The sequence below is a fragment of the Chengkuizengella marina genome (assembly GCF_009910845.1).
Taxonomy (GTDB): domain Bacteria; phylum Bacillota; class Bacilli; order Paenibacillales; family KCTC-33759; genus Chengkuizengella; species Chengkuizengella marina.
In genome coordinates, this window is the sequence record NZ_SIJB01000032.1 from 140,098 (window position 1) to 163,561 (window position 23,464).

The 23,464-nt window shown below is 34.0% G+C and carries 23 protein-coding genes; 18 read left to right on the forward strand and 5 right to left on the reverse strand.

What is annotated here, in order from left to right; translation table 11 throughout:
- Positions 1 to 103 precede the first annotated feature (103 nt).
- Together ERL59_RS16510 and ERL59_RS16515 are read left to right on the forward strand one after the other, a co-directional pair.
- Entirely contained in the window at positions 104 to 3,544 is a 3,441-nt protein-coding gene (locus ERL59_RS16510; RefSeq protein ID WP_160647376.1) for a BadF/BadG/BcrA/BcrD ATPase family protein, read from the forward strand.
- 22 nt (positions 3,545 to 3,566) lie between these two features.
- A complete protein-coding gene (locus tag ERL59_RS16515) occupies positions 3,567 to 5,213 on the forward strand; it encodes a 2-hydroxyglutaryl-CoA dehydratase (RefSeq protein ID WP_160647335.1) in 1,647 nt (548 codons plus the stop codon).
- Between the two features lie 156 nt (positions 5,214 to 5,369).
- Here the strand turns inward: ERL59_RS16515 and ERL59_RS16520 are convergent, their stop codons facing one another.
- The gene (locus tag ERL59_RS16520) at positions 5,370 to 5,780 is read right to left on the reverse strand and encodes a hypothetical protein (RefSeq protein WP_160647336.1); all 411 of its coding nucleotides are present in this window, start codon (positions 5,778 to 5,780) and stop codon (positions 5,370 to 5,372) included.
- Between the two features lie 169 nt (positions 5,781 to 5,949).
- Positions 5,950 to 6,876 carry a phosphotransferase gene (locus ERL59_RS16525; RefSeq protein WP_160647337.1) on the reverse strand — a complete coding sequence of 309 codons (927 nt, stop codon included), beginning with the start codon at positions 6,874 to 6,876 and terminating at the stop codon, positions 5,950 to 5,952.
- A 202-nt stretch (positions 6,877 to 7,078) separates the two neighbouring features.
- Here ERL59_RS16525 and ERL59_RS16530 point away from each other — a divergent pair, with 202 nt between their 5' ends.
- From ERL59_RS16530 to ERL59_RS16555, 6 genes are all read left to right on the forward strand, one after another.
- A complete protein-coding gene (locus ERL59_RS16530) occupies positions 7,079 to 7,759 on the forward strand; it encodes an RNA polymerase sigma factor (protein WP_160647338.1) in 681 nt (226 codons plus the stop codon).
- Positions 7,760 to 7,831: 72 nt separating this feature from the next.
- Positions 7,832 to 8,194: a VOC family protein gene (locus ERL59_RS16535; RefSeq protein ID WP_160647339.1), complete on the forward strand. Its 363-nt coding sequence runs from the start codon at positions 7,832 to 7,834 to the stop codon at positions 8,192 to 8,194.
- Positions 8,195 to 8,539: 345 nt separating this feature from the next.
- Positions 8,540 to 8,965, forward strand: coding sequence for an NUDIX hydrolase (locus tag ERL59_RS16540; protein ID WP_160647340.1), 426 nt, complete (start codon positions 8,540 to 8,542; stop codon positions 8,963 to 8,965).
- Positions 8,966 to 8,989: 24 nt separating this feature from the next.
- Positions 8,990 to 9,913: a 5'-nucleotidase gene (locus tag ERL59_RS16545; protein ID WP_160647341.1), complete on the forward strand. Its 924-nt coding sequence runs from the start codon at positions 8,990 to 8,992 to the stop codon at positions 9,911 to 9,913.
- A gap of 250 nt (positions 9,914 to 10,163) precedes the next feature.
- The gene (locus ERL59_RS16550) at positions 10,164 to 11,951 is read left to right on the forward strand and encodes a S9 family peptidase (RefSeq protein WP_160647342.1); all 1,788 of its coding nucleotides are present in this window, start codon (positions 10,164 to 10,166) and stop codon (positions 11,949 to 11,951) included.
- A gap of 197 nt (positions 11,952 to 12,148) precedes the next feature.
- Positions 12,149 to 12,787, forward strand: a complete 639-nt coding sequence (locus ERL59_RS16555) for a winged helix-turn-helix domain-containing protein (protein ID WP_160647343.1) — start codon at positions 12,149 to 12,151, stop codon at positions 12,785 to 12,787.
- Positions 12,788 to 12,854: 67 nt separating this feature from the next.
- Here the strand turns inward: ERL59_RS16555 and ERL59_RS16560 are convergent, their stop codons facing one another.
- Positions 12,855 to 13,034 carry a hypothetical protein gene (locus ERL59_RS16560; protein WP_160647344.1) on the reverse strand — a complete coding sequence of 60 codons (180 nt, stop codon included), beginning with the start codon at positions 13,032 to 13,034 and terminating at the stop codon, positions 12,855 to 12,857.
- Positions 13,035 to 13,237: 203 nt separating this feature from the next.
- Between ERL59_RS16560 and ERL59_RS16565 the strand changes: the two genes are divergently transcribed.
- From ERL59_RS16565 to ERL59_RS16610, 10 genes are all read left to right on the forward strand, one after another.
- The gene (locus tag ERL59_RS16565; RefSeq protein WP_160647345.1) at positions 13,238 to 14,305 is read left to right on the forward strand and encodes an undecaprenyldiphospho-muramoylpentapeptide beta-N-acetylglucosaminyltransferase; all 1,068 of its coding nucleotides are present in this window, start codon (positions 13,238 to 13,240) and stop codon (positions 14,303 to 14,305) included.
- Positions 14,306 to 14,322: 17 nt separating this feature from the next.
- On the forward strand, positions 14,323 to 15,117 hold the full coding sequence (locus ERL59_RS16570; RefSeq protein ID WP_160647346.1) for a DUF3891 family protein: 795 nt from the start codon (positions 14,323 to 14,325) through the stop codon (positions 15,115 to 15,117).
- A gap of 3 nt (positions 15,118 to 15,120) precedes the next feature.
- On the forward strand, positions 15,121 to 15,795 hold the full coding sequence (locus ERL59_RS16575; RefSeq protein WP_160647347.1) for a hypothetical protein: 675 nt from the start codon (positions 15,121 to 15,123) through the stop codon (positions 15,793 to 15,795).
- Positions 15,788 to 16,261 carry an NUDIX hydrolase gene (locus ERL59_RS16580; protein ID WP_160647348.1) on the forward strand — a complete coding sequence of 158 codons (474 nt, stop codon included), beginning with the start codon at positions 15,788 to 15,790 and terminating at the stop codon, positions 16,259 to 16,261. The genes ERL59_RS16575 and ERL59_RS16580 overlap by 8 nt, the downstream gene beginning before the upstream one ends.
- On the forward strand, positions 16,239 to 16,619 hold the full coding sequence (locus ERL59_RS16585; RefSeq protein ID WP_160647349.1) for a hypothetical protein: 381 nt from the start codon (positions 16,239 to 16,241) through the stop codon (positions 16,617 to 16,619). Before ERL59_RS16580 ends, ERL59_RS16585 begins: the two co-directional genes overlap by 23 nt.
- Positions 16,620 to 16,727: 108 nt before the next feature.
- Complete coding sequence (locus ERL59_RS16590; RefSeq protein WP_160647350.1) at positions 16,728 to 16,979, forward strand: hypothetical protein; 252 nt, start codon at positions 16,728 to 16,730, stop codon at positions 16,977 to 16,979.
- A 157-nt stretch (positions 16,980 to 17,136) separates the two neighbouring features.
- Positions 17,137 to 17,661, forward strand: a complete 525-nt coding sequence (locus tag ERL59_RS16595) for a YfiT family bacillithiol transferase (protein ID WP_160647351.1) — start codon at positions 17,137 to 17,139, stop codon at positions 17,659 to 17,661.
- Positions 17,662 to 17,706: 45 nt separating this feature from the next.
- A complete protein-coding gene (locus ERL59_RS16600; RefSeq protein ID WP_160647352.1) occupies positions 17,707 to 18,768 on the forward strand; it encodes a DUF6687 family protein in 1,062 nt (353 codons plus the stop codon).
- Between the two features lie 217 nt (positions 18,769 to 18,985).
- The gene (locus tag ERL59_RS16605; protein ID WP_160647353.1) at positions 18,986 to 19,771 is read left to right on the forward strand and encodes a nucleotidyltransferase domain-containing protein; all 786 of its coding nucleotides are present in this window, start codon (positions 18,986 to 18,988) and stop codon (positions 19,769 to 19,771) included.
- A 133-nt stretch (positions 19,772 to 19,904) separates the two neighbouring features.
- Positions 19,905 to 21,239: a glycoside hydrolase family 30 protein gene (locus ERL59_RS16610; RefSeq protein ID WP_160647354.1), complete on the forward strand. Its 1,335-nt coding sequence runs from the start codon at positions 19,905 to 19,907 to the stop codon at positions 21,237 to 21,239.
- 84 nt (positions 21,240 to 21,323) lie between these two features.
- On the opposite strand, the gene proC is transcribed toward ERL59_RS16610, so the two are convergent.
- Together proC and ERL59_RS16620 are read right to left on the reverse strand one after the other, a co-directional pair.
- Positions 21,324 to 22,172: a pyrroline-5-carboxylate reductase gene (gene proC / locus ERL59_RS16615; RefSeq protein ID WP_160647355.1), complete on the reverse strand. Its 849-nt coding sequence runs from the start codon at positions 22,170 to 22,172 to the stop codon at positions 21,324 to 21,326.
- Positions 22,173 to 22,187: 15 nt separating this feature from the next.
- Positions 22,188 to 23,432 (reverse strand): glutamate-5-semialdehyde dehydrogenase, encoded by a 1,245-nt coding sequence (locus ERL59_RS16620; protein WP_160647356.1) that lies wholly within the window; start codon positions 23,430 to 23,432, stop codon positions 22,188 to 22,190.
- Positions 23,433 to 23,464 lie beyond the last annotated feature (32 nt).

Sequence of the window (23,464 nt, forward strand, 5' to 3'; positions counted from 1 at the left end):
ATTGGTAATAATATCTAGAATTTTTGAAAAACATAAACTCTATATTCAATATGCTTTTTAAAAAAACCAAATAGTTGAGAGGTAAGCTGAATTGGAAAATATAATGATTGGGATTGATGTTGGATCTACCACTGTAAAAGCAACGGTAGTAAATCCAAATACAAAAGAAATTCTATGGTCTGATTATCAACGCCACAATACGAAACAAGCTGAGAATGTTTTAGATTTCTTGGTTCGTATTGGAAATGAATTTTCACAAGTAGAAAAAGAAAAAATTCGAGTGTTTATTACCGGATCTGGTGGTGGTCCGATTGCCAAGCATATCGGTGCCAAGTTTGTTCAAGAAGTAAATGCGGTTACCATGTCCGTTGAAGAATTGCATCCTGATGTAGGGAGTGTAGTTGAACTAGGAGGACAAGATGCAAAGATCATTATTTTTAAAGAAAATGAAGAGACAGGTGACAAACAGGCCATTACTTCCATGAATGATAAATGTGCCTCTGGTACGGGTGCTACGATTGATAAGTGTGTCATTAAAGTAGGCATGCCGGAATCAGAGGTTGCTAAGCTTGATTTTGATGACAGCAAATTACATCATGTTGCAGCGAAATGTGGGGTTTTTGCAGAAACGGATATCGTAAACCTCGTGAAAAGCAGCATTCCTTCATCAGAAATCATGTGTTCTTTGGCAGATGCAATCGTGATGCAGAATCTTTCAGTACTGACCCGTGGAAATACATTACGTCATAAAGTCCTTTTGTTAGGAGGGCCAAACACCTATTTGCCTTTTCTTCAGCAATGTTGGCGAAAGCGAATTCCTGAATCGTGGGAACAAAGAGGATACAATTATCCGAAAGATATACCCATTGATGAACTGATTTTTGTTCCGGAAAATGCTCAGTATTATGCTGCATACGGTTCCGTCATTTATGGGCTTCATGAATCGAGTGAAGTTGGACGTTATAAGGGCTTAGAAGAGCTAAAGAAATTTATTACTCATGGACGTAAGGCAAAACTGGGTGAAAAAGCCGGTGCCCCATTAGTAAAAAGCGCAGAGGAGTTGGAAGAATTTCGTCGTCAGTATAGTATTCCTAAATTTAATCCTGCATCTTTTGAATATGGGGATACAATTAAGGCTGTCATTGGGCTAGATGGGGGTTCTACTTCATCAAAGGCAGTAGTAGTCGATGAAAATGGAAAGATTCTTCTTAAGGAATATCAACTTTCTAAAGGGAATCCAATTCAAGATACAAAGGAGCTTCTCGGTCGTATTCATGAAAAAGTTCATGCATCGGGTGCCAGTTTGGAAATTATCGGTTTTGGTGCTACTGGGTATGCTGCTGATGTCTTGGAAAAAACATTAAAAGCGGATGTCAATATTGTAGAAACGGTTGCTCATATGATGAGTGCAGTTCATTTTTTTGGGGACATTGATGTGATTTGTGATATAGGGGGACAAGACATCAAAGTCCTTTTTCTAAAAAACGGAGATATTCGTAACTTCCGTTTGTCAAACCAGTGTTCAGCTGGGAACGGAATGTTGTTACAGGCCATGGCTGATCAGTTTGGGATTCCTGTTCAGGAGTATGCTGAAACCGCATTTAAAGCTGACCTGAGCCCGAAATTTTCCTATGGTTGTGCAGTATTTCTTGACTCTGACCGGGTGAATTTTCAGAAAGAAGGCTATGCAAAGGAAGAGCTGTTGGCTGGGCTTGCTTTAGTACTCCCGAAAAACGTCTGGCAGTATGTAGTTCAAATTCCGCGTATGGCGGAACTTGGTCGTAAGTTTGTGTTACAGGGAGGGACACAACATAATCTGGCAGCCTTAAAAGCACAAGTGGATTATATTAAAGAGCGGGTTCCAGATGCTGAGGTATATGTTCACCCTCATACAGGTGAAGCTGGAGCCATTGGAGCTGCCATGGAAACCCTTCGTGTAGTAAAGCGAAGAGGATATTCCACTTTTCTTGGGCTTGATGCAGCAATCGGGTTAAGTTATTCATCTCGCAATGATGAATCAACCCGCTGTAATTTTTGCCCAAATAACTGTAGTCGCACGTTTATTGATTCCACAACCCCTGATGGACAGACAGCTCGTTATATTTCAGGTTTTAGCTGTGAGAAAGGGACGGTAGAAAACAAGGAAGCGCTGATTAAACTGACTCAAGGGCGCAATCAACAGAAAAAACAATATCCGAATCTTGTAGATTATGAAGCAAAACAAATGTATAGACATTTCTATGATCCAGCTCCCATGCCCGCGTCAGATCAAGCCGTTGAGGATGTCAAAATCAAACCGGGTATCTTAGGTCTTGGAATAAAACAAAGAAAATTTAGTCGTCAGTTCCAACGTTCTTCTATGGAGGCGAGTGAAAGACGCAAACAGTTGCGTATCGGCATCCCGAAAGTGTTGAATATTTGGTCTACAGCTCCGTTTTGGAGAACTTATTTTGAAACGCTAGGCATTGATCAGAAAAATATTGTATTCAGTAATAATACAAGTGAGGAAATGTGGCAGGAAGGCGGAAAGTACGGATCCATAGACCCTTGTTACCCGTCAAAAGTAGCACAAGCGCATATTCATAATTTGTTGTTTAAACATCATGAGCGCAAAGCTTTGGATGCAATTGTTTTCCCATGTATTACTCATATTCCAACTCATCTACAGAATGTGATGGATTCATCAAGCTGTCCGATTGTCGCTGGAGCACCAAATGTGATTAAAGCTGCTTTTACGAAAGAAACTGACTTTTTTAAGGAGAGGGGGATCATTTATTTTGATCCAGCGGTGACGTTTACGGAACAGAATATGCTGAAAAAACAACTATTTGAGGCGTTTCATGAGTTCTTACAAATCACTGAGGATGAGAGTGATTTTGCTGTAGATGAAGCATGGAAGGCAATGACTCTTTTTGATCATGAAATGCAAGAAAAAGGGAAGCTTATCCTGGAGCAAGTGGAGCAGGAAAACCGCATTGCCATTCTTATGATCGGACGTCCTTATCATTCAGACCCAGGACTTAACCACAGTATATTGGATGAATTTCAGGTGTTAGGTTATCCGATTTTATCGATGCGATCCATTCCGAAAGATGAGGCATGGTTACAAAGATTTTTTAAAGATGATTTAGAAAGCGGGAGAGTGAATCATGCTTTGGAAGTGACCGATGTATGGCCTGAAAATTTCAGCTCAAATAGTGTTCAGAAGGTTTGGGCTGCTAAGTTCTCAGCTAGACATCCGAATGTAGCGGTATTGGATCTTTCCAACTTTAAATGTGGACATGATGCCCCTACCTATGGACTGATCGACTCGGTCATTTCAACGGCTAACACTCCTTATTCCGCCCTTCATGATATCGATGCGAATAAGCCGAGTGGTTCCATTAAGATCAGAGTTAAAACTTATGCTCATAGTCTAGGACTTCATGAGGAACGGATTGAAGATTTAGCACAAAAGAAGTTGCAATTACAGCAACTGATTGAACAAAAGCGCTGCGAATTACTGCAGCAATCGAGTTCAGAGAAAAAAGCGATATCTGAATAAACAAGAAGGAGTTGATTTGAAAGTGCGTAAGTCAAAAAAACGAGAAGTTGTCAAGGAGAGTTATCAGCCAGATTATTATTTTCAAAAAGAATTAAACCGGTATCAGACTGAACAAGAAGAAAAATTGGGTTTGAATCAATCAAAAGCACAATGGTTTGATCCAGTTCCCCGCCAATTTTTTGCAAAAGATAAAGATTCAACAACGATTCTATTCGGTGGTCTTACCATGGCGCATGACTACTTAATGGAGGGAGCGCTTAAAGGATTAGGATATCATGTTAAACACATGGATTGTCCAGATTCAGAATCTCTGCGTTTTGGCAAGGAATATGGAAATCGTGGGCAATGTAATCCAACATATTTTACTGTTGGGAATCTGATCAAATATCTTACTCATCTTCGAGATGTTGAAGGAAAATCGAAGGAACAAATTGTAAGTCAGTATCTATTCATTACAAGCGGTTCCTGTGGACCTTGCCGTTTTGGTACCTATGTAACAGAATATCGAAAGGCGCTCAGGGATGCAGGGTTTGATGGATTTCGAGTCTTGCTCTTTCAGCAGCAGAGTGGCTTAAAACAAGCAACAGGTGAAGAGTCTGCTCTCAAACTAGATAGTTCATTTTTCCTTACCTTTTTAAAGGCTGTATTGATTGGAGATATTTTGAATGCATTAGGGTATCGTATCCGTCCATATGAAGTAGAGGAGGGTTCGACCAATGCTGCACTTGAACGCTGCAAACAACATTTATTTAAAGCTTTCAGTGAACGTAAACAACTTATGCCTGCTTTATACCGATGTCGTAAAGAACTTCAAGCAGTGAAAGTTGACCGAACTCGAGTAAAACCAAAAGTAAGTATTATTGGAGAGTTTTGGGCGATGACAACCGAAGGAGAAGGCAACTATCAACTGCAAAAATTTCTTGAAAGTGAGGGTGCTGAAGTAGAAGTGCAGTCTGTCACGGCATGGATCTTGTTTCTGATTTGGGAAGGACAGTATGATACTCGAAAGCGGATGAATTTACGTGAAGCGGATTCCGGAAGTAAAGGCTTAAAAGGTAAGAATCCTTTAAAACGTTTATTCATCTTAGGGTTGGCAGATCGTGTCGTACGTGGAATGTTCTACACCTATGCTAGAGTGATTGGGCTTCGTGGGTATCACTTACCTCATATGGATGAAATCGCTAAAGTGGCTGACACACATTATAACAATCACTTAAGGGGTGGGGAAGGACATATGGAAGTAGGCAAACTCATTCTTAATGTGAAAAAAAGGAAAGTAAATATGACGGTTTCTGTTAAGCCATTTGGTTGCATGCCTTCTTCTGGTGTTTCTGATGGAGTTCAATCACTCATTACGGAGATTTATCCTGAAGCGATTTTTCTTCCCATTGAAACGACGGGAGATGGGGCCATTAATGTATATAGCAGAATCCAAATGATGTTATTTAAGGCCAAACAAGCTGCCCAAAAAGAATTTGAAGAAGCTTTAGCCAAGAAGGGTTACTCCGTAGAGCATCTTCAGAAAAGTATTTTCAGTCGCTCGCTCATATCAAAACCTTTGAGAGCAAGTAAACATTCTGTTGCATGTACATCAGCAAATATCGTTTATCATTTACGGGGAATTTCAAATCGATTTCCTTTTCGCCGCAATAAAATTAAAGAAGCATAAATTTATTGGTCATGATGCTCAAACAATATGCTCCCTTTTAGGTAGTTAGGTATTATAAAAATTCGACTACTTAAAGGGGAGCTGTTTTTATGTCTGCTAGAAGGTAAACCAGGTTCCCATTTATAGTCCACACAGAGACTTCATACAGCTGGAGATCTAAGGAGTAAAATTTAATTTTTCTAAAAATGATTCTGTATCCCCTCTAAATGTAAAAAAGAGAGGTCTATTTTCATTATCAAATATCAATAAATAGGGAGCTTCTCGAGTAGTAAATATAATGATGACTTCATCAACTAGCTCATTTATCCATTGGTTTTTTACCAATACACTGGGCTCTAAAGGGACTTTAACTAAATATCCTTCTCTTGGAATTGGATCAATCCTAACATATAACCCTGTTATTCCCTTAAGAAAAGACTCTGCATCCCTTTGTATGTCTGTATTCATCAGCACATTTTTGATGACTTCTTCCTTGCTTATGTCAAATATTTCAATCTGGTTATAGGTTTGTGCACTAACATCTTCTAAAAAAATGATTAAAAATGCAATAAGTATTATTTTTTTCATCACTATAATCCACCTCAATGGTATTGTTTCCTAAAATTGAAGTTGGTATTTCAGTCTTTTTACAGATTTAATAAGGGCTTGAACGTTCCTAACATCATGATAATCCACTCCTTATCCATAGTAAATAGCTTGTTTCTAAATGGGAATCATGTAATGAATGTGCTACCATTCAACAATCAATTTTTATTTTTCTTAAAAGCCCTTCTATATTAATAATCATACTTTCAATCCAATATTCAGATCCCTCTATAACTTTTCTACCATAATCAAGAATCCATTTGATACTATGTATGTACCAGCATATCCCACTAAAATCTACAAACCAATTTAATTCAGTCAAGGTATAGGGTCTGTTATTTATTTCGTTATAATAAGCTTGAATTATATGTTTAGGGTTGTAATGTCGATACTTCGCCTCTTTAATTAACCCATATAAGTCTCCAAGATGATGACTAATATATGCATTGCTCCAGTCAATCACTTTGATGTTTTCATTAGTAACAATTAGATTTTTAGGAAAATAATCATTATGAATAAGAGTCATTGGGAATATATAATAATATTTTCTAATTTTTTTGGGAAATAATTTAACTAGTTGACTTATTGTTTCCTTTTGAATCTTAGTAAAAAATATATGCTTGTTTAAATAAAGTAGTTCTTCAATAAAAATATCCAGAGACACATAGTAACGCTTCATTGTTTCCTTTGGTAAAAGGTTTTTTTCTATGTTTATAGTAGATTGATGATGTAAGTGTGCTAACTTTTTTGCAGCAAGGATAAAGTTCTTTTCTAGTGGTTTTTGCTCAAGTGTGTCTTTGCCTAAATCTTGCATAATTATATAAGAACCAAGTTTAGACTTATGATTTTCATAAATGATTGGTTTTTCTATATCAAGAGGTATTAATAGATCATTGTATACGTCTATTTCTCTAGTCATGTTTCCACCTGACCATTTGGCAATCTTTGTTTCCGTGGATTGAAGTGTAATTCTATAAACTGAGGATAACGACCAATCTCTTAAAGATTCCCACTTAATTACATGATCTAATACGTCAAACTGTACGTTTTTCCACTTTGTAGGTATTTCACTTTTCATTATAATAACTCTCCTTTATTTAAATATGTTCCGATTATAGGGATTAATTGAATAAAATAATAGACTTATATTTTTCAATTTGTTATAATGAAAATTGAATTGTCGATAAAAATAATATACTAACTTTCAAGTAGCCTGAAATCATTCTGGCTACTTTTTTAGTATGTAAAACTTCATTCTTGTTTTTTGAGAGAGGTAAGTTATGATAGAAAACGAAAAAATAACTTCTTTTTTACCAGATCTAAAAAGATATTGTATATCCATAGCTAGGACACCCTGGGATGGTGAAGACCTTTATCAAAACACCATGTTAAAAATGATAAAATATCAATCATCCATTCAAAATCATCCAAACCCCAAAGCGTATTTATTTAAAATAGCAACAAATCAGTGGAGAGATATGTTAAAGAAAAACAAATATTGGAGAAATATGAACAGTTTTGATGAAGATACATCCTTACTTGAAATAGCCACAGTAGATTCAAGTATGATAGAATTCATTGAAATTCTAGTTGCTTATCTTCCATTTAAACAAGCTTCCACCATCCTTCTTATTGATTATTATGATTTTACTGCCAAAGAAGTGTCTGAGATGCTAGAAACGACAATAGGAGCGGTGAAATCAACGCTACATAGAGGAAGAAAATCAATACAAAATTTAAGGAATAATACCTGTAAAAAAGAGAAAACTCATTCTTTAAATGTTCTTATCAACCGGTTGTTGAATGCTATTGAGAGAAATGATGTTAAGACGGTCATATCAACTTATCATTTATTAATTACACGAGGAATAAAGGTGAATAAGGATGATGAATGGTTTTACTTTGAATTCCAAGATCTGGATGGAAATCTAATGAGTATGAAAGAAAAAATAAATAAATAAAATGCGTATCTTTTTGAGCTATATAGACGTTATTATTATGAGTACTTAAAAATATTAGAGGAGGCATTTAAAATGAAATTAATAAAAAGAATTGATACAGTATTTGTACCGGTGACAGATTTAAAGAAATCAGAACAATGGTATATGAATATCTTCCCATTTGAAGTTGTTTATCGAAGTGGTGACGGAAATTATATTGGTTTTAGGTTCGATGATCCTAAAGAGATGAAGACTGCACTAACCATTTATAAAGTAGATGAAATTCGTCCAACAAATCATATGGCGTTTAACTTTTATACAGAGGATGTAGACGCTTTACATAACAAACTAAAGAAATCGGGTGTAGAGGTGTCTGAAATTCATGCTAGTGACGGTATGCGCTTTTTTGATTTTGAAGATCCTAATGGAAATCAACTAGGGGCGGTTACTTTTTAAGTCAAGTTGTTTTATTAAAAATGGAATTAAAAAACATAGTAAGAAAAACCATCTAAAGTTATTAGATGGTTTTCTTCTAGTTGAGAAGCCTGCTGTCTTTTTACTGCAGGATGAAAATTATATTAAAAAGGGGTTAAGTTCATTATAAATATACTTTGTTAAAAAGAGATGAAAGTAATGTTAAAATTATATTACAAAAATCTATTAACTTTTTAATAAATTGATTTTCCATATGTTTATATATTAAAATACAGGAAATTAAATCTTTTTATTGAAAGTATATACTAAAGAATAAAAGAGAAAGTAGGATTAAATAAAAATTAATCAATTGTCAGGAGAATAAGAATGAGACCTATAAAAAATATAACAAAAGCCGCAATTACACTGAATGATAAAATCCTATTAACAAAAAATAAAGATAAGGATGGAGATTATTTTTTATTACCAAGTGAACCTCAAAAAAGTGGTGAACAACTAAGAGTTACTTTAAAAAGAGGTTTTACTACTAAATCAGGTTATGAGATTGATGTTCATGAGATGTTGTATGTAAAAGAATATATGGCCGAATATTATGACAATCCTGAGTGGGAAAAAGAAACTCATCAAGTTGATTATTATTTTAAATGTAATTTCAGCAAAGATGAAATTACAAATGCTAATAAATTAAATTTAGACAAGAATATATATGAATGGATAGATCTTGAAGCATTGGACGGTGTACGTGTATATCCTGAAGATCTTGAAAATATATTAAAATACGGACATTCTTAATAATGATATATAGTGAGGTGTTTCATGCCTTATCAAATTGAAGAGAAATTTGTAGTTGCTGTAGCTTCAAGCGCACTTTTTGATTTGTCTGAATCTGATCAGATATTTTTAGAAAGAGGGGAAGAAGAATATAGAAAATATCAAAGAGAGAATGAGAGTAAAACACTTCAAACAGGTGTGGCTTATCCACTTATAAGAAGACTTTTAGATTTGAATGGAAATCAATTAGATGATCAACCTGTTGAAGTAGTACTCCTTTCTCGAAATGATCCTGATACTGGTTTAAGAGTGTTTAAATCTATTGAACATTATCATCTTCCCATTTCAAGGGCAGCCTTTGTAAAAGGGAGCAATCCATTTATATATATGGATGCTTTTAATGCTTCATTATTTTTATCTGCCAACCCTGAAGATGTTCTTCAAGCTGTACAAAGAGGACTACCAGCAGGACAAGTATTTCCTACAGAATTTATAGATAACGATGAAGAAGAGGAGTTAAGAATCGCATTTGATTTTGATGGTATTTTAGCAGATGATTCAGCGGAAGCAGTATATCAAGAAGGTGCGATCGAATTATTTCATAAACATGAAAAACAAAAAAAAGAAGAGGCTCTACCCCCTGGTCCACTAATGAAATTTTTAAAAGGAGTTTCTACCTTACAAAAGATAGAACTAGATAAAAAAGAATCCATTGACAACTATAAATCTAGAATTAGAATTGGAATTGTTACTGCAAGAAATGCACCGGCACATGAACGAGTCATCTCAACGCTTAGAAAATGGGGGATACAGGTTGATGAAGCCTTTTTCTTAGGTGGAATCAACAAGGAACGTGTGCTCAAAGTGTTTAAACCACATATTTTCTTCGATGACCAATTAGGTCATATTGAAGGAGTAGCTAAAATCACTCCATCTGTACATGTACCTTTTGGTGTTGCTAATCGTTAAATAAAAAAATTATAAAAACAAACGGTTCCTACAGTTTTTAGGAGCTTTTTTTCTGTATTAAATTACCCTTTACATTTTATACCATTCACGTTAAAATTATTTTATCGTTAAAATTATTTTAACGATAAAATGTGAATTACATTGAGGGTGATTTTATGAAATTATAAATTCTATTTATTAACTTCATAAAATAGTATTGAGAATGACAGTGATGTTTATAAATTTTGAAAGAAATGAAGGAGAGGTTAAAATGATTCAATTCAAAAAACCAGATGTAGAGCATTTTTTTCGTACTTTAGGCATTCAACAATTTAAAATTAGCCCAGATGAGACACAATGTATTTTCAGTACAAATATTAGCGGTAAATATAATTTGTGGGCAATGGATTTGCCTCAGATGTTTCCTTACCCACTAACTTTTATAGACCAAAGCTGTCAAGATATTTGTTATGACAAACAAGGTCGATTTATTATTGCTTCCTTTGATCATGATGGGGATGAAAACACTCAACTCTATGCACTACAAACTGTTGGAGGGGAATTAAAGCCCATTCGTGTGCAAAAAGGAAAACAGCATTTACAACCTATGATGTCAGATGATGGATCAAAATTATATTATACGTCAAACAAGGACAATGAAACCTTTTTAAATACTTATCTTTATAATTTGCTATCTGAAAAAGAAACCGTTCTGCACCAAGGGAAAAAAGGAGCTACATATCTAACTAATAAAAGTCCAGACGAACTCAGTTTTACATTCTTAGAGCATTTCTCAAATACAAACGTGAGAGCTTTTGTTAAGAAAGATGGTGAAGATATATATCTTACCCCACGAGAAGGAGTAGATCATACCATTTCAGATATGGTTTATACAAGTGAAAATGAGATTTATTTTACGACAGATTTTGAGTCTGATTTTTCATATTTGGCTCGTTTTGATTTACAAACTAAACAATTCACCAAGGTAAAGGCAATTGAAGGTGAAGAATTTACCATGATAAAAAAAGTAAAAGATCGTAATTTATTATATCTTGTTAATATGAAGGGGGTAATAGATCGTTTATATCAATTTGATCTTCATACAAAGGAGCTTTCGCTCGTTCACATTCCAGTGTCTGTAATTGATCAGATTGAAATCGCTGAATCAGGAAATGTATACATTTTAGGTAGAACAGCAACCAACACATATAATATTTATAAAAAAGAAGAAACAGAAGAGAAATGGATTAAATTAACAAACTATGGTGTTCCAGGTGTGTCTGATCAACAATTGGTTGAGCCTGAGGTATTAACATATCCATCATTTGACGGATTAGAAATTGAAGCCCTCTTATTTAAAGCACGTGAGGAAGTGAGTAATGGTCATGTTGTTTTGTGGCCACATGGTGGACCACAAGCAGCAGAGCGTCAATCGTTTAGGGCATTATTTCAGTTTTTAACCTATTACGGTTTCAGTATTTTTGCACCTAATTTTAGAGGTTCAACTGGTTATGGACTATCTTTTAAGAAAATGGTTGAAAGAAACTGGGGAGACGGGCCAAGACATGATAACATTGAAGGTTTAGAATTTTTATTTAAAAATAAACTAGCTGACCGTGATAAAGTATTTTTAATGGGTGGCAGCTTTGGAGGTTACATGTCTCTACTGTTGCACGGTCGACATCCAGAATATTTTAAAGCAGTTGTGGATATTTTTGGACCGAGCAATTTATTTACTTTCATTAATTCAGTTCCAGAACATTGGAAACCGATTATGGATCAGTGGGTAGGTAATCCAGAAAAAGATAAACAAATGCTAATTGATTATTCTCCAGATACGTATTTAGAAACAATGACAAAACCAATGCTTATCATTCAAGGAGCTAATGATCCACGAGTTGTAAAAGCTGAATCTGATCAAATTGTGGAAGCAATTCGCAATAAAGGTAGAGAAGTGGAGTATATCGTGTTTGACGATGAAGGACATGGTTTTTCAAAAAAAGAAAATGAAATCAAGACATATAGAACCATATTAGATTTTTTCAATAAGTATTTGTAAGATTTTTGTTTGGGATTTGAATGATCATATTAAAAAACAAAGGGTTTCATTGGAAACCCTTGTTTTATTCAAGTCAAAAATAATTGAGCATTTTGTCCATAAAATTAATAAAGAGCTCTATCTTCAAGATGGGAAATAAGAGGAAAATCATGCTACAATGTAAGCAATAGGAATGACTTTACGGAGGAAATACGATAATGAAAGAACAGAAGAAAATAACGGATATTGAGATGTTGGAAACATTACTTGATCCTAGAAGAAAACGTATTATTGAACTAGCAAAAACAAAACCATTAACTGTAAAACAGTTAGCATCAGGGTTAGGAGAAAAACCTTCTCGATTATATTATCATGTAAAAAAACTAGAAGAAAATAATCTTTTAATCCTTGTAGAAACAAAACAACAGGGTAATTTAATAGAGAAATATTATCAAACAAATAAAGAAAAGCTGGGTGAATATAAGATAGATGATACTTTTATAAAAGAACATTCATCATCCTTGTTAAAGGGAGTGCACCAAGTCATTTCTCCAGGTTTAAAACTGCTTGAGCATGCAGCAAAGGAAGGTAATCACGAGAAACAGATAGAGTTAACAATCACATATTCTAATATGTCTGGTCAGGAGTTCGAATTATCTCACAAACGAATGAAATCTGTTATTTCTGAACAAGAACTAAATAAACTTGAAAATATCGAAAAATTAAAAGAACTAGTAAATGATCATGATAGTAAAATGTCAAAAGAAGATTTAGAAAAACAAAGTGATTATGTCCATGTGTTGTTAAGTTATCGTATTAAAGATGCTCAAGATTTAGATTTAATGGATGATTATTGAATTCAACTTTTAGGGATTATTCTGACCTCCCGAGAGGAGGCAGTCTATCCCTTAGCTAGGTATATTATTAAACTTCATCCTTATGTTCTGTTTGATTCAGCTTTTTGTAAATCATTTTTAGAGTAGAATTAATATTGTTCAAGCTCATTAATATAATGCCAAGCATTATAAATGTTACAATTTCCCCTGTGAAAATGGAGATAATTCCTACGACTATCATATAAATACCATAAAATATATTTGTCATGTATTTATTGAACCTCTCTGCTTATCTTTTTGTATGTTTCATTACATCATTTTTCATTAATAATAATAAAATAAAAATGTACTAAAGTAAAATACGGTTGGTAATTTTGTTATAATGAACCATGATATGTATACATACAAAGTTCAACGTAACATATTGTCCCTACATAAGGTTTTTTAAGATATTGAAAGCAGGTGCACATCATGAATAAAAAAATCATATTTACAGGTGGAGGAAGCGCAGGACATGTGACAGTAAACTTGGCTTTAATTCCATATTTTATACATGAGGGCTGGGAAGTGGAATACATAGGTTCAAAAAATGGAATTGAACAAGAACTTGTTTCTAAGTTACAAGAAGTTCGATATCGCAGTATCAAAACAGGTAAACTAAGACGATATTTTGATTGGAATAATGTGAAAGATCCATTTAGAGTTGTACAGGGAATTTTTCAAGCTTACCGCATTATGCAGAAATCAAAACCTAACGTTGTTTTTTCAAAAGGTGGTTTTGTATCAGTTCCAGTGATTTTAGGAGCTAAATTAAAAAATATTCCTGTTATAACACATGAGTCTGATCTTACCCCAGGTTTGGCAAATCGTATTTCTATGCCTTTTGTTAAGAAGGTTTGCACCACTTTCCCAGAAACAGAAAAACATTTATCCGCTAAAAAAGCTGAGTATGTAGGGGCTATCATAAGAGATGAGTTAAGACATGGAGATGCAACCAAAGGTTATACCTACTGCAACTTCATTCGAGAGAAACCCGTATTATTGATTATGGGAGGCAGTATGGGTTCTCAAAAAATAAATAAATCAGTTAGAAAGAGTTTAGATGAATTACTAACTAACTTTCAAATCGTACATATTTGTGGTAAAGGGGGAGTTGATCCTACAATCAAAAAAAAGGGATATGTACAATTTGAATATATCAATGAAGAATTACCAGATATGATGCATATGGCAGATATAGTGATATCAAGAGCGGGTTCTAATGCGATATTTGAATTTCTTTCATTAAAGAAGCCAATGTTGTTAATTCCATTGTCAAAGGAAGCTAGCAGAGGAGATCAAATCTTAAATGCTGAATCGTTTAAAAAAGCTGGATACTGTGAAGTTTTACAAGAAGAGGAATTATCAGAGAATTCATTAACCAAAGCTGTAAATCATCTCTACAAAAACAGAGAGAAGTATATAAACAAGATGGAAACATACCAAGGACAAAACGCTATGTCTAAAGTAATTCAGCTCATTAAAAATGAGGCAAAGTAATAATAGGAGAAAGCTAAATGATTATTTACGAACAAGAAGATAAGTTTACCATGATAGAACAACATGAACATGCAAACGCATCTGGTGAAATGGCTAAACATTGGAATATGAAATACTTTCAAAACAAAGATAGATGGAATGATGTATTATTAGCTGTTTATGAACATGATCGAGGATGGATTGAATTAGATGCTGTACCTTTTTGGAATGATCACAAACAAGTTCCGTACTCTTTTATGGATTTTCCATTACCTTCCAAATTGAGAGCGTATCAATATGGTATTGATACGGTAGAGGAAAAAAATAGGTATGCTGGATTGTTGTGCAGTCTTCAATATACAAGTTTAATTAGTGAAGTAAGTGATGATCCTCAAGCTGTACCTTTTCTTGCATATGAACAAAATAGGCAAAACAACATAATAAAACAATTGATCAAAAATGAAAGTCAAAAAATCGATCTATATTTCCATTTAAGCTTCTTACAGTTTTTTGATGAATTGTCTTTGTACATATGTTTAAATGAACCTGGGACTAAAAAAGAAAATGAACATGTGTGGTTTCGTGATGGATTTACTAAATCCAACAACTTCCCTTTTATGAAAGGACAATCCATCATTGCTTATTGGGAAGATGAAAATCATGTAAAATTGTCTACTTTTCCATTTGTGAAAGACTTTGAAATTAACCTGAAAATTAAGAAGGTAATGAAAACACATATCAGCAAAAAAGGAATAGCCAAGGCGTATGAAGATACTCCCTATGATACAAGAACAGTAAATTTTTATGGGATAAGAAGTAATAAGGGAGAATAGAAGATGAAAAAACAAATGATGCTCATTTTATTGAGCTGCTTTATTTTATTGATATTAGTAGGTTGCAATGAAGATGAACCAGTAGTTGAAATCATTGAGGATAGAAAAATAGAAAGAGCCTCCACTTTAACTATTAGTTCCTCTGAATTTATTAAGGGAGATGCTGAAGTTTTAGAAGCTCACTTTGATGAATGGCAAACGGGGAAGGTGAACCTTCAATATACTGGAGAGGAAAAAATGATGGCTGTTTCATATGACATTTATGAAAAAGGCAAATTAACGAAGTCGTCGGGTACTATCGGAACTTTCTTTATGGATAAATATGAAGGAAAACTGTTAATTTCTTTAATTGATGAAGATAAAAGTGACTTACAAAATTATAATTTAGGACTACAAATTAGTAGTGAGAGTTCATCTAGTTATACAAATAGAGATATTCCAGAAATTCAATTTCCTGCTGAAGCAGCTAGAACGATATGGAATTTAAATAAGGGAATCACTTTACATGATAAAGAAGAAGCCATCGTTTGGGCGTATCTAGCTAATGTTAATAGTATTATAAATCCAGTGATTTTAACTGATGAAAATTTAAAAAAAGATTATGATTTTGCTTTTGTAATTAAAGTAAATCTCATTGATGAAGAGGACTATGATATGGAAGGAAAACAAGATGGATAAATTTGAAAAGATTTTTGGAGAGAAAAAAACAGATCAAACCTACACAGATAGACCTAGCGTATATGCGATCATTTTTAATGAAACTAAAGATCAAATCATGATTGTCCAATCTCTAAAAACAGGGAATTATTTTTTACCAGGTGGAGGTATGGAGGATAAGGAAACGAAAGAACAGTGTTTGCACAGAGAAGCACTAGAGGAGTTAGGTTGTAAGATCGAAATTGGCAAATACATTGGTTCAGCAGGGAACTACTTTTATTCACCGACCTATGATACTTATTATTTTATGATAGGATATTTCTATTTTGCTAGAATCATAGAAAAAGTTCAAGAGTCTACTGAACCAGGTGAAACTTATGGTTGGATGCAAACTTCTGAAGCAATGAAAGATTTGATACATGCACATCATAAATGGGCATTGGAAAAAGCATGGGAGGATCAAAATGGCAACGATTGTTTTACATAAAGCAAGTGGTAAGAGATATATATTATTAGGTACAGGATATGGGGCTTATAAAGCTACAAGACCAAGTTTCATAGGTGGAGATTTATTCCCAAATGAAGAACAAGACGAGATTCCTGCTGCTTCAGTATGTGATGAATTCGGAACTATACAGTGGCTGTATACGAATGAACTTCAAGTAGTTGAAGTGGATGGGAAAAGGTTAGATGATTTTAGAGAGAAGCTTTCAGTACCAAATGATAAGGTAGAGGAAAAACATAAATCTGAAGAAGTCCAAATTTGTCCTGCATGTGAGTTTAAAGTTGATTATGATCAGGTTGAATGTCCATCATGTGGTTTAACATTAGTAATTGAAGAATGAATGTACAGGACAAGTTAATAAAATCATTCAATCGATGAACATGATTTACTGTACAACAAATTAAATGAACAAATACTTTGTTATTAAGGAAAAAAAGGAGAAATAAATATGGCGACTATAGTGTTACATAAACCCAGTAATAAGAAATATATTTTTTTGGGCACAGGTTTCGGTGCATATAAATCCTCTAGGTCTAGTTTTTTGGGAGGAGATTTGTTTCCAAGTGAGGAAGAAGGTGAGTATCCTGTTGCCTCAGTAAGTGATGAATTTGGTCAAGTGAAATGGGTATATACTGAAGATTTACAGGTACTTAAAATTGATGGTAAATCATTAGATGAATATAAGGATGAATTGATTTAATTATGAAAATAGGTATATTAAAGAAAAAGATTGAAGATTTAAATGACAGTGGTGGGTATGATATTCAAACTTTATAAATGGTCAATAAAATGTCATAGATGAAGAGGTATTTGGGATGAAAGATGAGAGTTAAATAAATGATATGGGAGATGATTCGATGGAAGATTTACGTTACCCAATCGGGGAGTTTAAATATGATGAAGAGATTAGAGATCATCAGTTAGATCTTAAAATTAAGCAAATTGAGGATGCACCTAAAAATCTTCGTATTGCTGTTGATGGCTTATCAGAAAAACAGTTAGATACTCCATATCGCCCTGAAGGGTGGACATTAAGACAAGTTGTGCATCATTTGGCAGACAGTCATATGAATGGTTTCATTCGCTTTAAATGGGCATTAACAGAAGACAGCCCAACAATTAAAGCTTATGATGAAAAACGATGGGCTGAATTAAGTGATTCTTTTGAAGATATCCAAGTTTCTCTATCTCTTTTTGATGTACTAATCAAAAAATGGGTGTTATTATTAAAATCTTTATCTCCTGAAGATTTAGAAAAAAAGTTCATTCACCCAGATTCAGGTTTAGTCAGTTTAAGAAGGAATATACATCTGTATGCTTGGCATGGGGATCATCATATTGCTCATATTACGAGTCTAAAAAAAAGAATGGGTTGGGAATAATGGAATAAATGTTTAATTAAATTTCATAGAGGGGGGATAAAGAATATGATACCTAATTTTTATATTATTGGCAGCGAAACAAAAAGACCGCCAAGTAAAAGAACTATTTTTACAGATGGGGCTCCTGATGATACTTTTCGAGAAGGTGTTGACATTGAATTAAGTCATTGGATTCCTAATCAAACACCTGAGAGATACAGAGCAGATACTTCAACAGAAATATGCATGAATTTTGTTACAAACGAATCTTCGAAGGAATGGGATTTAGCGATTAATAACCATTTAGATGTGGATGGAATATTGTCTGTGTTTACTTTAGTACATAGTGAGTTTGCTTTAACGCATCGTGATACGATAATAGGCGCAGCAGAGATTGGGGATTTCTGGGGATATTCTGAGCGACCAAGTCAAATATTGTTCCAAGGTCTCACTAAGCTGATGTTTGATTTAAAAGGGAAAGAAGATATAAGAGAAATTTATGCATTGTGTTTTGAGAAAGTGTTCGATTTGATTCAAGAAGAATCATCAGACGATGTGATTATAGATGGAGTAGGTGCCTTAGAAAAGTCGCTCAATAGAGTGAAATCAAGTGAAATTCAAAGGCATGTTGTTTCAGAACACTTTGTAAGTTATCAAATCCCTAAACAGTTAGCTGAATTAAATATAGAAAAAGCCATCAAAATCCCTCGTTTTAATGACTTGTTACAAGATAATATGTGGTTAATCCCTTCTGTTCGAAATTATTATGATCGTGAGAAGGTTCAGCTAGTTTCAGCAGAAACATCGAAAGGATGGTATTACGATTTATGGTATCCAGGTTATATGTGGGCGGATACACCACATTCATGGCGTGCACCTGGATTTGAATTTAGTGGAAGTACAAATGCTTACTATTACGGACATAAACCTTTAAATGAAGCAATAGTGGAATTAAATGATTTAGAGAAAGCAACAGGACAATGGATTTTAGCTAAAGAATTAACCCCATTTCAAAGTATCAAAGGTAGAGATTTTCCTGTTATTTTATCTTTCCTAAATGAAGATAAGCCAGTAGTTAGCTCCCTTTTACCTGCTGAAGTGATCTCCAAGTTAAGTAAAGCTTTTTAATTTAAAAAAGTGGTGACACATCTTAACAATTTTATTGAGATGATTATCGCTGATGTGGTATCACCTTCACCTATTATTGAAAAAATCCGTTAATCCCAAAATAACATAAAATATTTACTAGAATGGCAATTTAATTGACAATTGGTATTGTATATAATTTTATTAGTCAGTCATAATCTTCGAATCTAAAATCATTTATAAAAGAAGGTGAAAGCAAATGTATGAACACCACAAAAAAACGATTGAAAAACTCATTCATCACTTCGAGAAAGATCCGAATGTTCTGGCTTTATTAATTGGAGGCTCTGTAGCAAAAGGATATGCAAAGGAAAATTCAGATGTTGATTTCATACTTGTTGTAACAGATGAAACATTTAATGACCGTAAACAAAACCATGATTTATTTTATTGGTCTGGCGAATTTTGTGATTATGAAGGTGGGTATGTAGACGGGAAATTTACTAGCTTACAGTTTTTAAAGGATGTAGCTGAAAGAGGGAGTGAGCCTGCTCGTTTTGCATTTTGCGATGCGATTGAAGGTTTTTCAAAAATAGAAGAATTGGAACCTTTACTGCAAAAGATAACGACCTATCCCGAAAATGAACAAAAACAAAAAATTGAAAGTTTCTATACCCAATTTGAAGCAGCTAGATGGTACGTAAATGAAGCTGAGAAACGTAACGATAAATATTTAATGATGCACATCGTATCATCACTTGTTTTATTTGGAGGCAGATTAATTTTAGCTCACAATAAAGTATTGTATCCTTATCATAAGTGGTTCATGAGAAAATTAAGTGAGGTTAAGAATAAACCGGTTGATTTTATGCAACTAACAGATCGTCTGTTGTCTGAACCCAACAAAGAGAATGCTGAGTCATTTTGCAAATGTGTGCTTGAGTTTACACAATGGCCTGAAATTAAAGAAGGATGGCCAAATCGTTTTATGATTGAAAGTGAATGGAATTGGATGAATGGAACGGCACCGATTGCAGATTTATAAAATCTGTATTTAGTAGATTATACTTGTTCATATTCATTACAGCATGTATAATATTTTTAGATAAGAGATAGAAATCGATTTCAATAAATTAGTTAGTTTAAATTTATTATAAAAAAATAAGAAGGTGTAATTAATGGAAGCAAGAGTAATAAGAACTGCAAAGAATACTGGGGATCGTTTAGCAGAGAAACAAACATTGGAATTAAAAGAAGACTTTAATAATCGTATTCCTGTGATTGCAATCAATCCTGAGGTTACTTACCAAGAACATATGGGATTTGGGGGTGCATTTACCGAAGCGGCTGCCTATACGCTTAGTGAAATGTCAGAGGAAAAACGTGCAGAAGTGATTAAAAAATATTACCATCCTACCGAAGGATTAGGTTATACATTAGGAAGAGTTCATATTCACTCCTGTGATTTTGCATTAGGTAACTATACTTATATAGAAGAAGGAGATGCTGAACTTTCTACTTTTGATATGTCTCATGAAGATAAATGGGTAGTGCCAATGGTTAATGACGCAATAAAGGCAGCAGGTCAAGAACTAACAATCTTAGCTTCTCCTTGGTCGCCACCAGCGTTTATGAAAACAAATAAAGAAATGAATTATGGTGGATATTTATTACCTGAATTCCGTCAGGCATGGGCAAACTATTATGTGAAATTTATTGAGGGCATGAAGGAAAGAGGAATAGATATTTGGGGTGTAAGTGTTCAAAATGAACCTGCAGCAATTCAAACTTGGGATTCTTGTATTTATTCCTCTGAAGATGAACGTGATTTTGTTAGAGATTATCTTGGTCCAACTTTCGAGCAATCTGGAATGGGAGATAAGGCAATTCTCATTTGGGATCATAATCGTGATGAAATTGTCGAGAGAGCTTCTACAGTTCTTCTTGATGAGGAAGCTGCAAAATATGTATGGGGAACAGGAAATCACTGGTATGTGAGTGAAGAGTTTGAGAATTTATCGGTTATACATGATTTATTTCCAGACAAACACATTTTATTTACGGAAGGTTGTCAAGAGGGAGGACCTAAACCAGGTGAGTGGTTTACTGGAGAAAGATATGGTAGAAATATTATCGGGGACTTTAATAACTGGTCAAGAGGATGGTTGGATTGGAACTTAGTATTAAATGAAGAAGGTGGACCGAATCACGTAGGTAACTTATGTGATGCACCTATTCTTGCTGATCGTAAAAATGATGAGTTAATCATCAATAGTTCGTATTATTACATTGGTCATTTTTCAAAATTTATTGTTCCAGGAGCAAAAAGAATTCAACATTCTATGAACTTACCTGAAAATGTATATGCAACAGCGTTTAAAAATCCAGATGGAAGCATAGCAGTTGTTGTACAAAATGAGCGTGACCATTTACAAGAGTTTTCTTTAGTTTATGGTAAAAAAGGTGCTGAGGTTGTAATTCCAGAGCATTCAATTACGACTTTTATTTTATAATGAATCAATAAACAAAGAACATGGCACATGTGTTTTGAACGGATATAAAATAAAGAATGAAGCGGTATTTCGCTTCATTCTTTATTATCTAGAGCTTATTTTAATCGTTTCTCCCATTTCTTTGCATTTCGTAGCCGCCGATTTTACTGCTTTTTGGATAGCATCATGAATGTGGTGTGAATCTAAAGCTTCTATTGCTTTTTCAGTAGTTCCACCAGGAGAGGTCACTTTTTTGCGTAATTCTGCAGGATGATCACCTGTTTTTTGTACCATATGAGCAGCACCAAGTATAGTTTGTTTTGTTAACTCCATTGCTTGTTCTTCTGTTAATCCTCCAGCAACTCCTGCTTGAACCATGGCTTCCATCATGTAATAGAAATAAGCAGGACCACTTCCAGATAATCCAGTAACTATTTCTAAAGTCTCCTCGGGTACAACACATGTTATACCGATAGCATTTAACATTTCTAAAGAGAGCTTTTTCTGCTGTTCATTAACATTGCATGAAAAGCTAATACCTGTAGCACTTAAACCAATAGAACTTGATGTATTTGGCATTGTTCGTACAATTGGATTATTCGACTTCAAAAGATCATGGATTGTCTCTATTGTTAATCCAGCTACTACAGAAATAATGATTTGTTTTTCATTTATAAGTGGGCTTAATTCATCAAATGCTTTTTCAACATTCTTTGGTTTCATGGCTAACACGAGTATATCAGATTGCTTGATTAAATTATTTTTAATGATTGAATCATTACTTGTTTGAATGTTATATAATTTTTTTAATTCATGAAGTCTTTTGTTATCTTGCTGATTCGTAACAGATAGATGTTGAACAGGAATAATCTCTTTTTCAATTAACCTTTTAAATATAGCCTCAGCTATTGAACCAGCACCAATAAAACATATTTTTTTTGATGTAATGACCATGATGAATCAACCTTTCTATTTAATTTGCCCTGTTCCATGAATGATATATTTTGTAGAAGTTAAGGCTGGCAATCCCATAGGACCGCGTGCGTGCAGCTTTTGTGTACTGATGCCAATTTCTGCTCCGAACCCAAATTCAAACCCGTCTGTAAAACGAGTAGAAGCATTATGATATACGGAGGTTGCATCTACTTCCTGAAGAAATTGATTTGCATTTTCTTCATTTTCTGTGACGATACATTCTGAATGTTTTGTTCCGTAAGTATCTATGTGATTGAGCACTTCTTTTATGTTGTTGACTATCTTAACATTTAAAATATAATCATTATATTCAGTGGCATAATCTTCATCTGAAGCATCTTCTATCCAAGGTACCATTTTCTTTGCCATGTTATTTCCTTTAATCTGAACGTCTGCTTCACGATATTTTTCAGCAAAAGATTGAAAATGCTCTTTAGCAAAGTTTTCATGTATAAGTAATGTTTCCATTGCGTTACATACTGATGGACGTTGTACTTTTGCATTGAAAGCAATGCTTCCAGCCATTTCAGGTTGGGCATATTTATCTATATATGTGTGGCAAATTCCAGAACCTGTTTCTATAACAGGGACAGTTGCATTCTGTACAACGTTTTGAATGAGTGATGCGCCACCTCTAGGAATTACTACATCTAATAAGCCATTTAATTTTAACATCTCATTTACAGAAGAACGATTTGGATCATCAATCAATTGAATTGCCTCTACAGGTACATCAGTTGTACTTAAAGCTTCACGTAAAACTTTAACGATCTTTTGATTGGAATTTAAAGCGGAAGAACCGCCACGTAGTACGATCGCATTTCCCGTTTTGATGCTCAATCCTGCGGCATCTACTGTAACATTGGGACGTGCTTCATAAATCATACCTATTACACCAATAGGTACGCGTATCTTTCGAATCAATAAACCGTTTGGTCTATTGATTTCTTCTAATTGTTCCCCAATTGGATCATTCAAATTTACGATTTGTCGTAAACCTTCAGACATACTTTCAATTCTTGCAGAATTGATCGCTAAACGATCCTGTAAAGAATTACTTAATCCGTTTTCCTTACCTATTTGCAAGTCTTGTTTATTTGCAGAAATGATTTGATTTTGGTGTTTTAATAAAGCATCTGCCATTATATTTAAAGCATAGTTCTTTTGTCTTGTTGTTAAGGTGACTAAGTTCTTAGATGCTCCTTTAGCTAAATTTGCTTTTTGTTTTACTTCACTCATACCCGTTGCCCTCCTTTAAATAATGATTTGCT

What these genes read in the sequence shown, in the direction of transcription:
- ERL59_RS16575 (WP_160647347.1), top strand. Translation starts at nt 15,121, where the DNA reads ATGAAAAAACAAATGATGCTCATTTTATTGAGCTGCTTTATTTTATTG.
- ERL59_RS16590 (WP_160647350.1), top strand. Translation starts at nt 16,728, where the DNA reads ATGGCGACTATAGTGTTACATAAACCCAGTAATAAGAAATATATTTTT.
- ERL59_RS16520 (WP_160647336.1), bottom strand. Translation starts at nt 5,780, where the DNA reads ATGAAAAAAATAATACTTATTGCATTTTTAATCATTTTTTTAGAAGAT.
- ERL59_RS16620 (WP_160647356.1), bottom strand. Translation starts at nt 23,432, where the DNA reads ATGAGTGAAGTAAAACAAAAAGCAAATTTAGCTAAAGGAGCATCTAAG.
- ERL59_RS16545 (WP_160647341.1), top strand. Translation starts at nt 8,990, where the DNA reads ATGCCTTATCAAATTGAAGAGAAATTTGTAGTTGCTGTAGCTTCAAGC.
- ERL59_RS16540 (WP_160647340.1), top strand. Translation starts at nt 8,540, where the DNA reads ATGAGACCTATAAAAAATATAACAAAAGCCGCAATTACACTGAATGAT.
- ERL59_RS16570 (WP_160647346.1), top strand. Translation starts at nt 14,323, where the DNA reads ATGATTATTTACGAACAAGAAGATAAGTTTACCATGATAGAACAACAT.
- ERL59_RS16605 (WP_160647353.1), top strand. Translation starts at nt 18,986, where the DNA reads ATGTATGAACACCACAAAAAAACGATTGAAAAACTCATTCATCACTTC.
- ERL59_RS16585 (WP_160647349.1), top strand. Translation starts at nt 16,239, where the DNA reads ATGGCAACGATTGTTTTACATAAAGCAAGTGGTAAGAGATATATATTA.
- ERL59_RS16565 (WP_160647345.1), top strand. Translation starts at nt 13,238, where the DNA reads ATGAATAAAAAAATCATATTTACAGGTGGAGGAAGCGCAGGACATGTG.
- ERL59_RS16580 (WP_160647348.1), top strand. Translation starts at nt 15,788, where the DNA reads ATGGATAAATTTGAAAAGATTTTTGGAGAGAAAAAAACAGATCAAACC.
- ERL59_RS16560 (WP_160647344.1), bottom strand. Translation starts at nt 13,034, where the DNA reads ATGACAAATATATTTTATGGTATTTATATGATAGTCGTAGGAATTATC.
- ERL59_RS16595 (WP_160647351.1), top strand. Translation starts at nt 17,137, where the DNA reads ATGGAAGATTTACGTTACCCAATCGGGGAGTTTAAATATGATGAAGAG.
- ERL59_RS16535 (WP_160647339.1), top strand. Translation starts at nt 7,832, where the DNA reads ATGAAATTAATAAAAAGAATTGATACAGTATTTGTACCGGTGACAGAT.
- ERL59_RS16550 (WP_160647342.1), top strand. Translation starts at nt 10,164, where the DNA reads ATGATTCAATTCAAAAAACCAGATGTAGAGCATTTTTTTCGTACTTTA.
- ERL59_RS16530 (WP_160647338.1), top strand. Translation starts at nt 7,079, where the DNA reads ATGATAGAAAACGAAAAAATAACTTCTTTTTTACCAGATCTAAAAAGA.
- ERL59_RS16610 (WP_160647354.1), top strand. Translation starts at nt 19,905, where the DNA reads ATGGAAGCAAGAGTAATAAGAACTGCAAAGAATACTGGGGATCGTTTA.
- ERL59_RS16555 (WP_160647343.1), top strand. Translation starts at nt 12,149, where the DNA reads ATGAAAGAACAGAAGAAAATAACGGATATTGAGATGTTGGAAACATTA.
- ERL59_RS16525 (WP_160647337.1), bottom strand. Translation starts at nt 6,876, where the DNA reads ATGAAAAGTGAAATACCTACAAAGTGGAAAAACGTACAGTTTGACGTA.
- ERL59_RS16510 (WP_160647376.1), top strand. Translation starts at nt 104, where the DNA reads ATGATTGGGATTGATGTTGGATCTACCACTGTAAAAGCAACGGTAGTA.
- proC (WP_160647355.1), bottom strand. Translation starts at nt 22,172, where the DNA reads ATGGTCATTACATCAAAAAAAATATGTTTTATTGGTGCTGGTTCAATA.
- ERL59_RS16600 (WP_160647352.1), top strand. Translation starts at nt 17,707, where the DNA reads ATGATACCTAATTTTTATATTATTGGCAGCGAAACAAAAAGACCGCCA.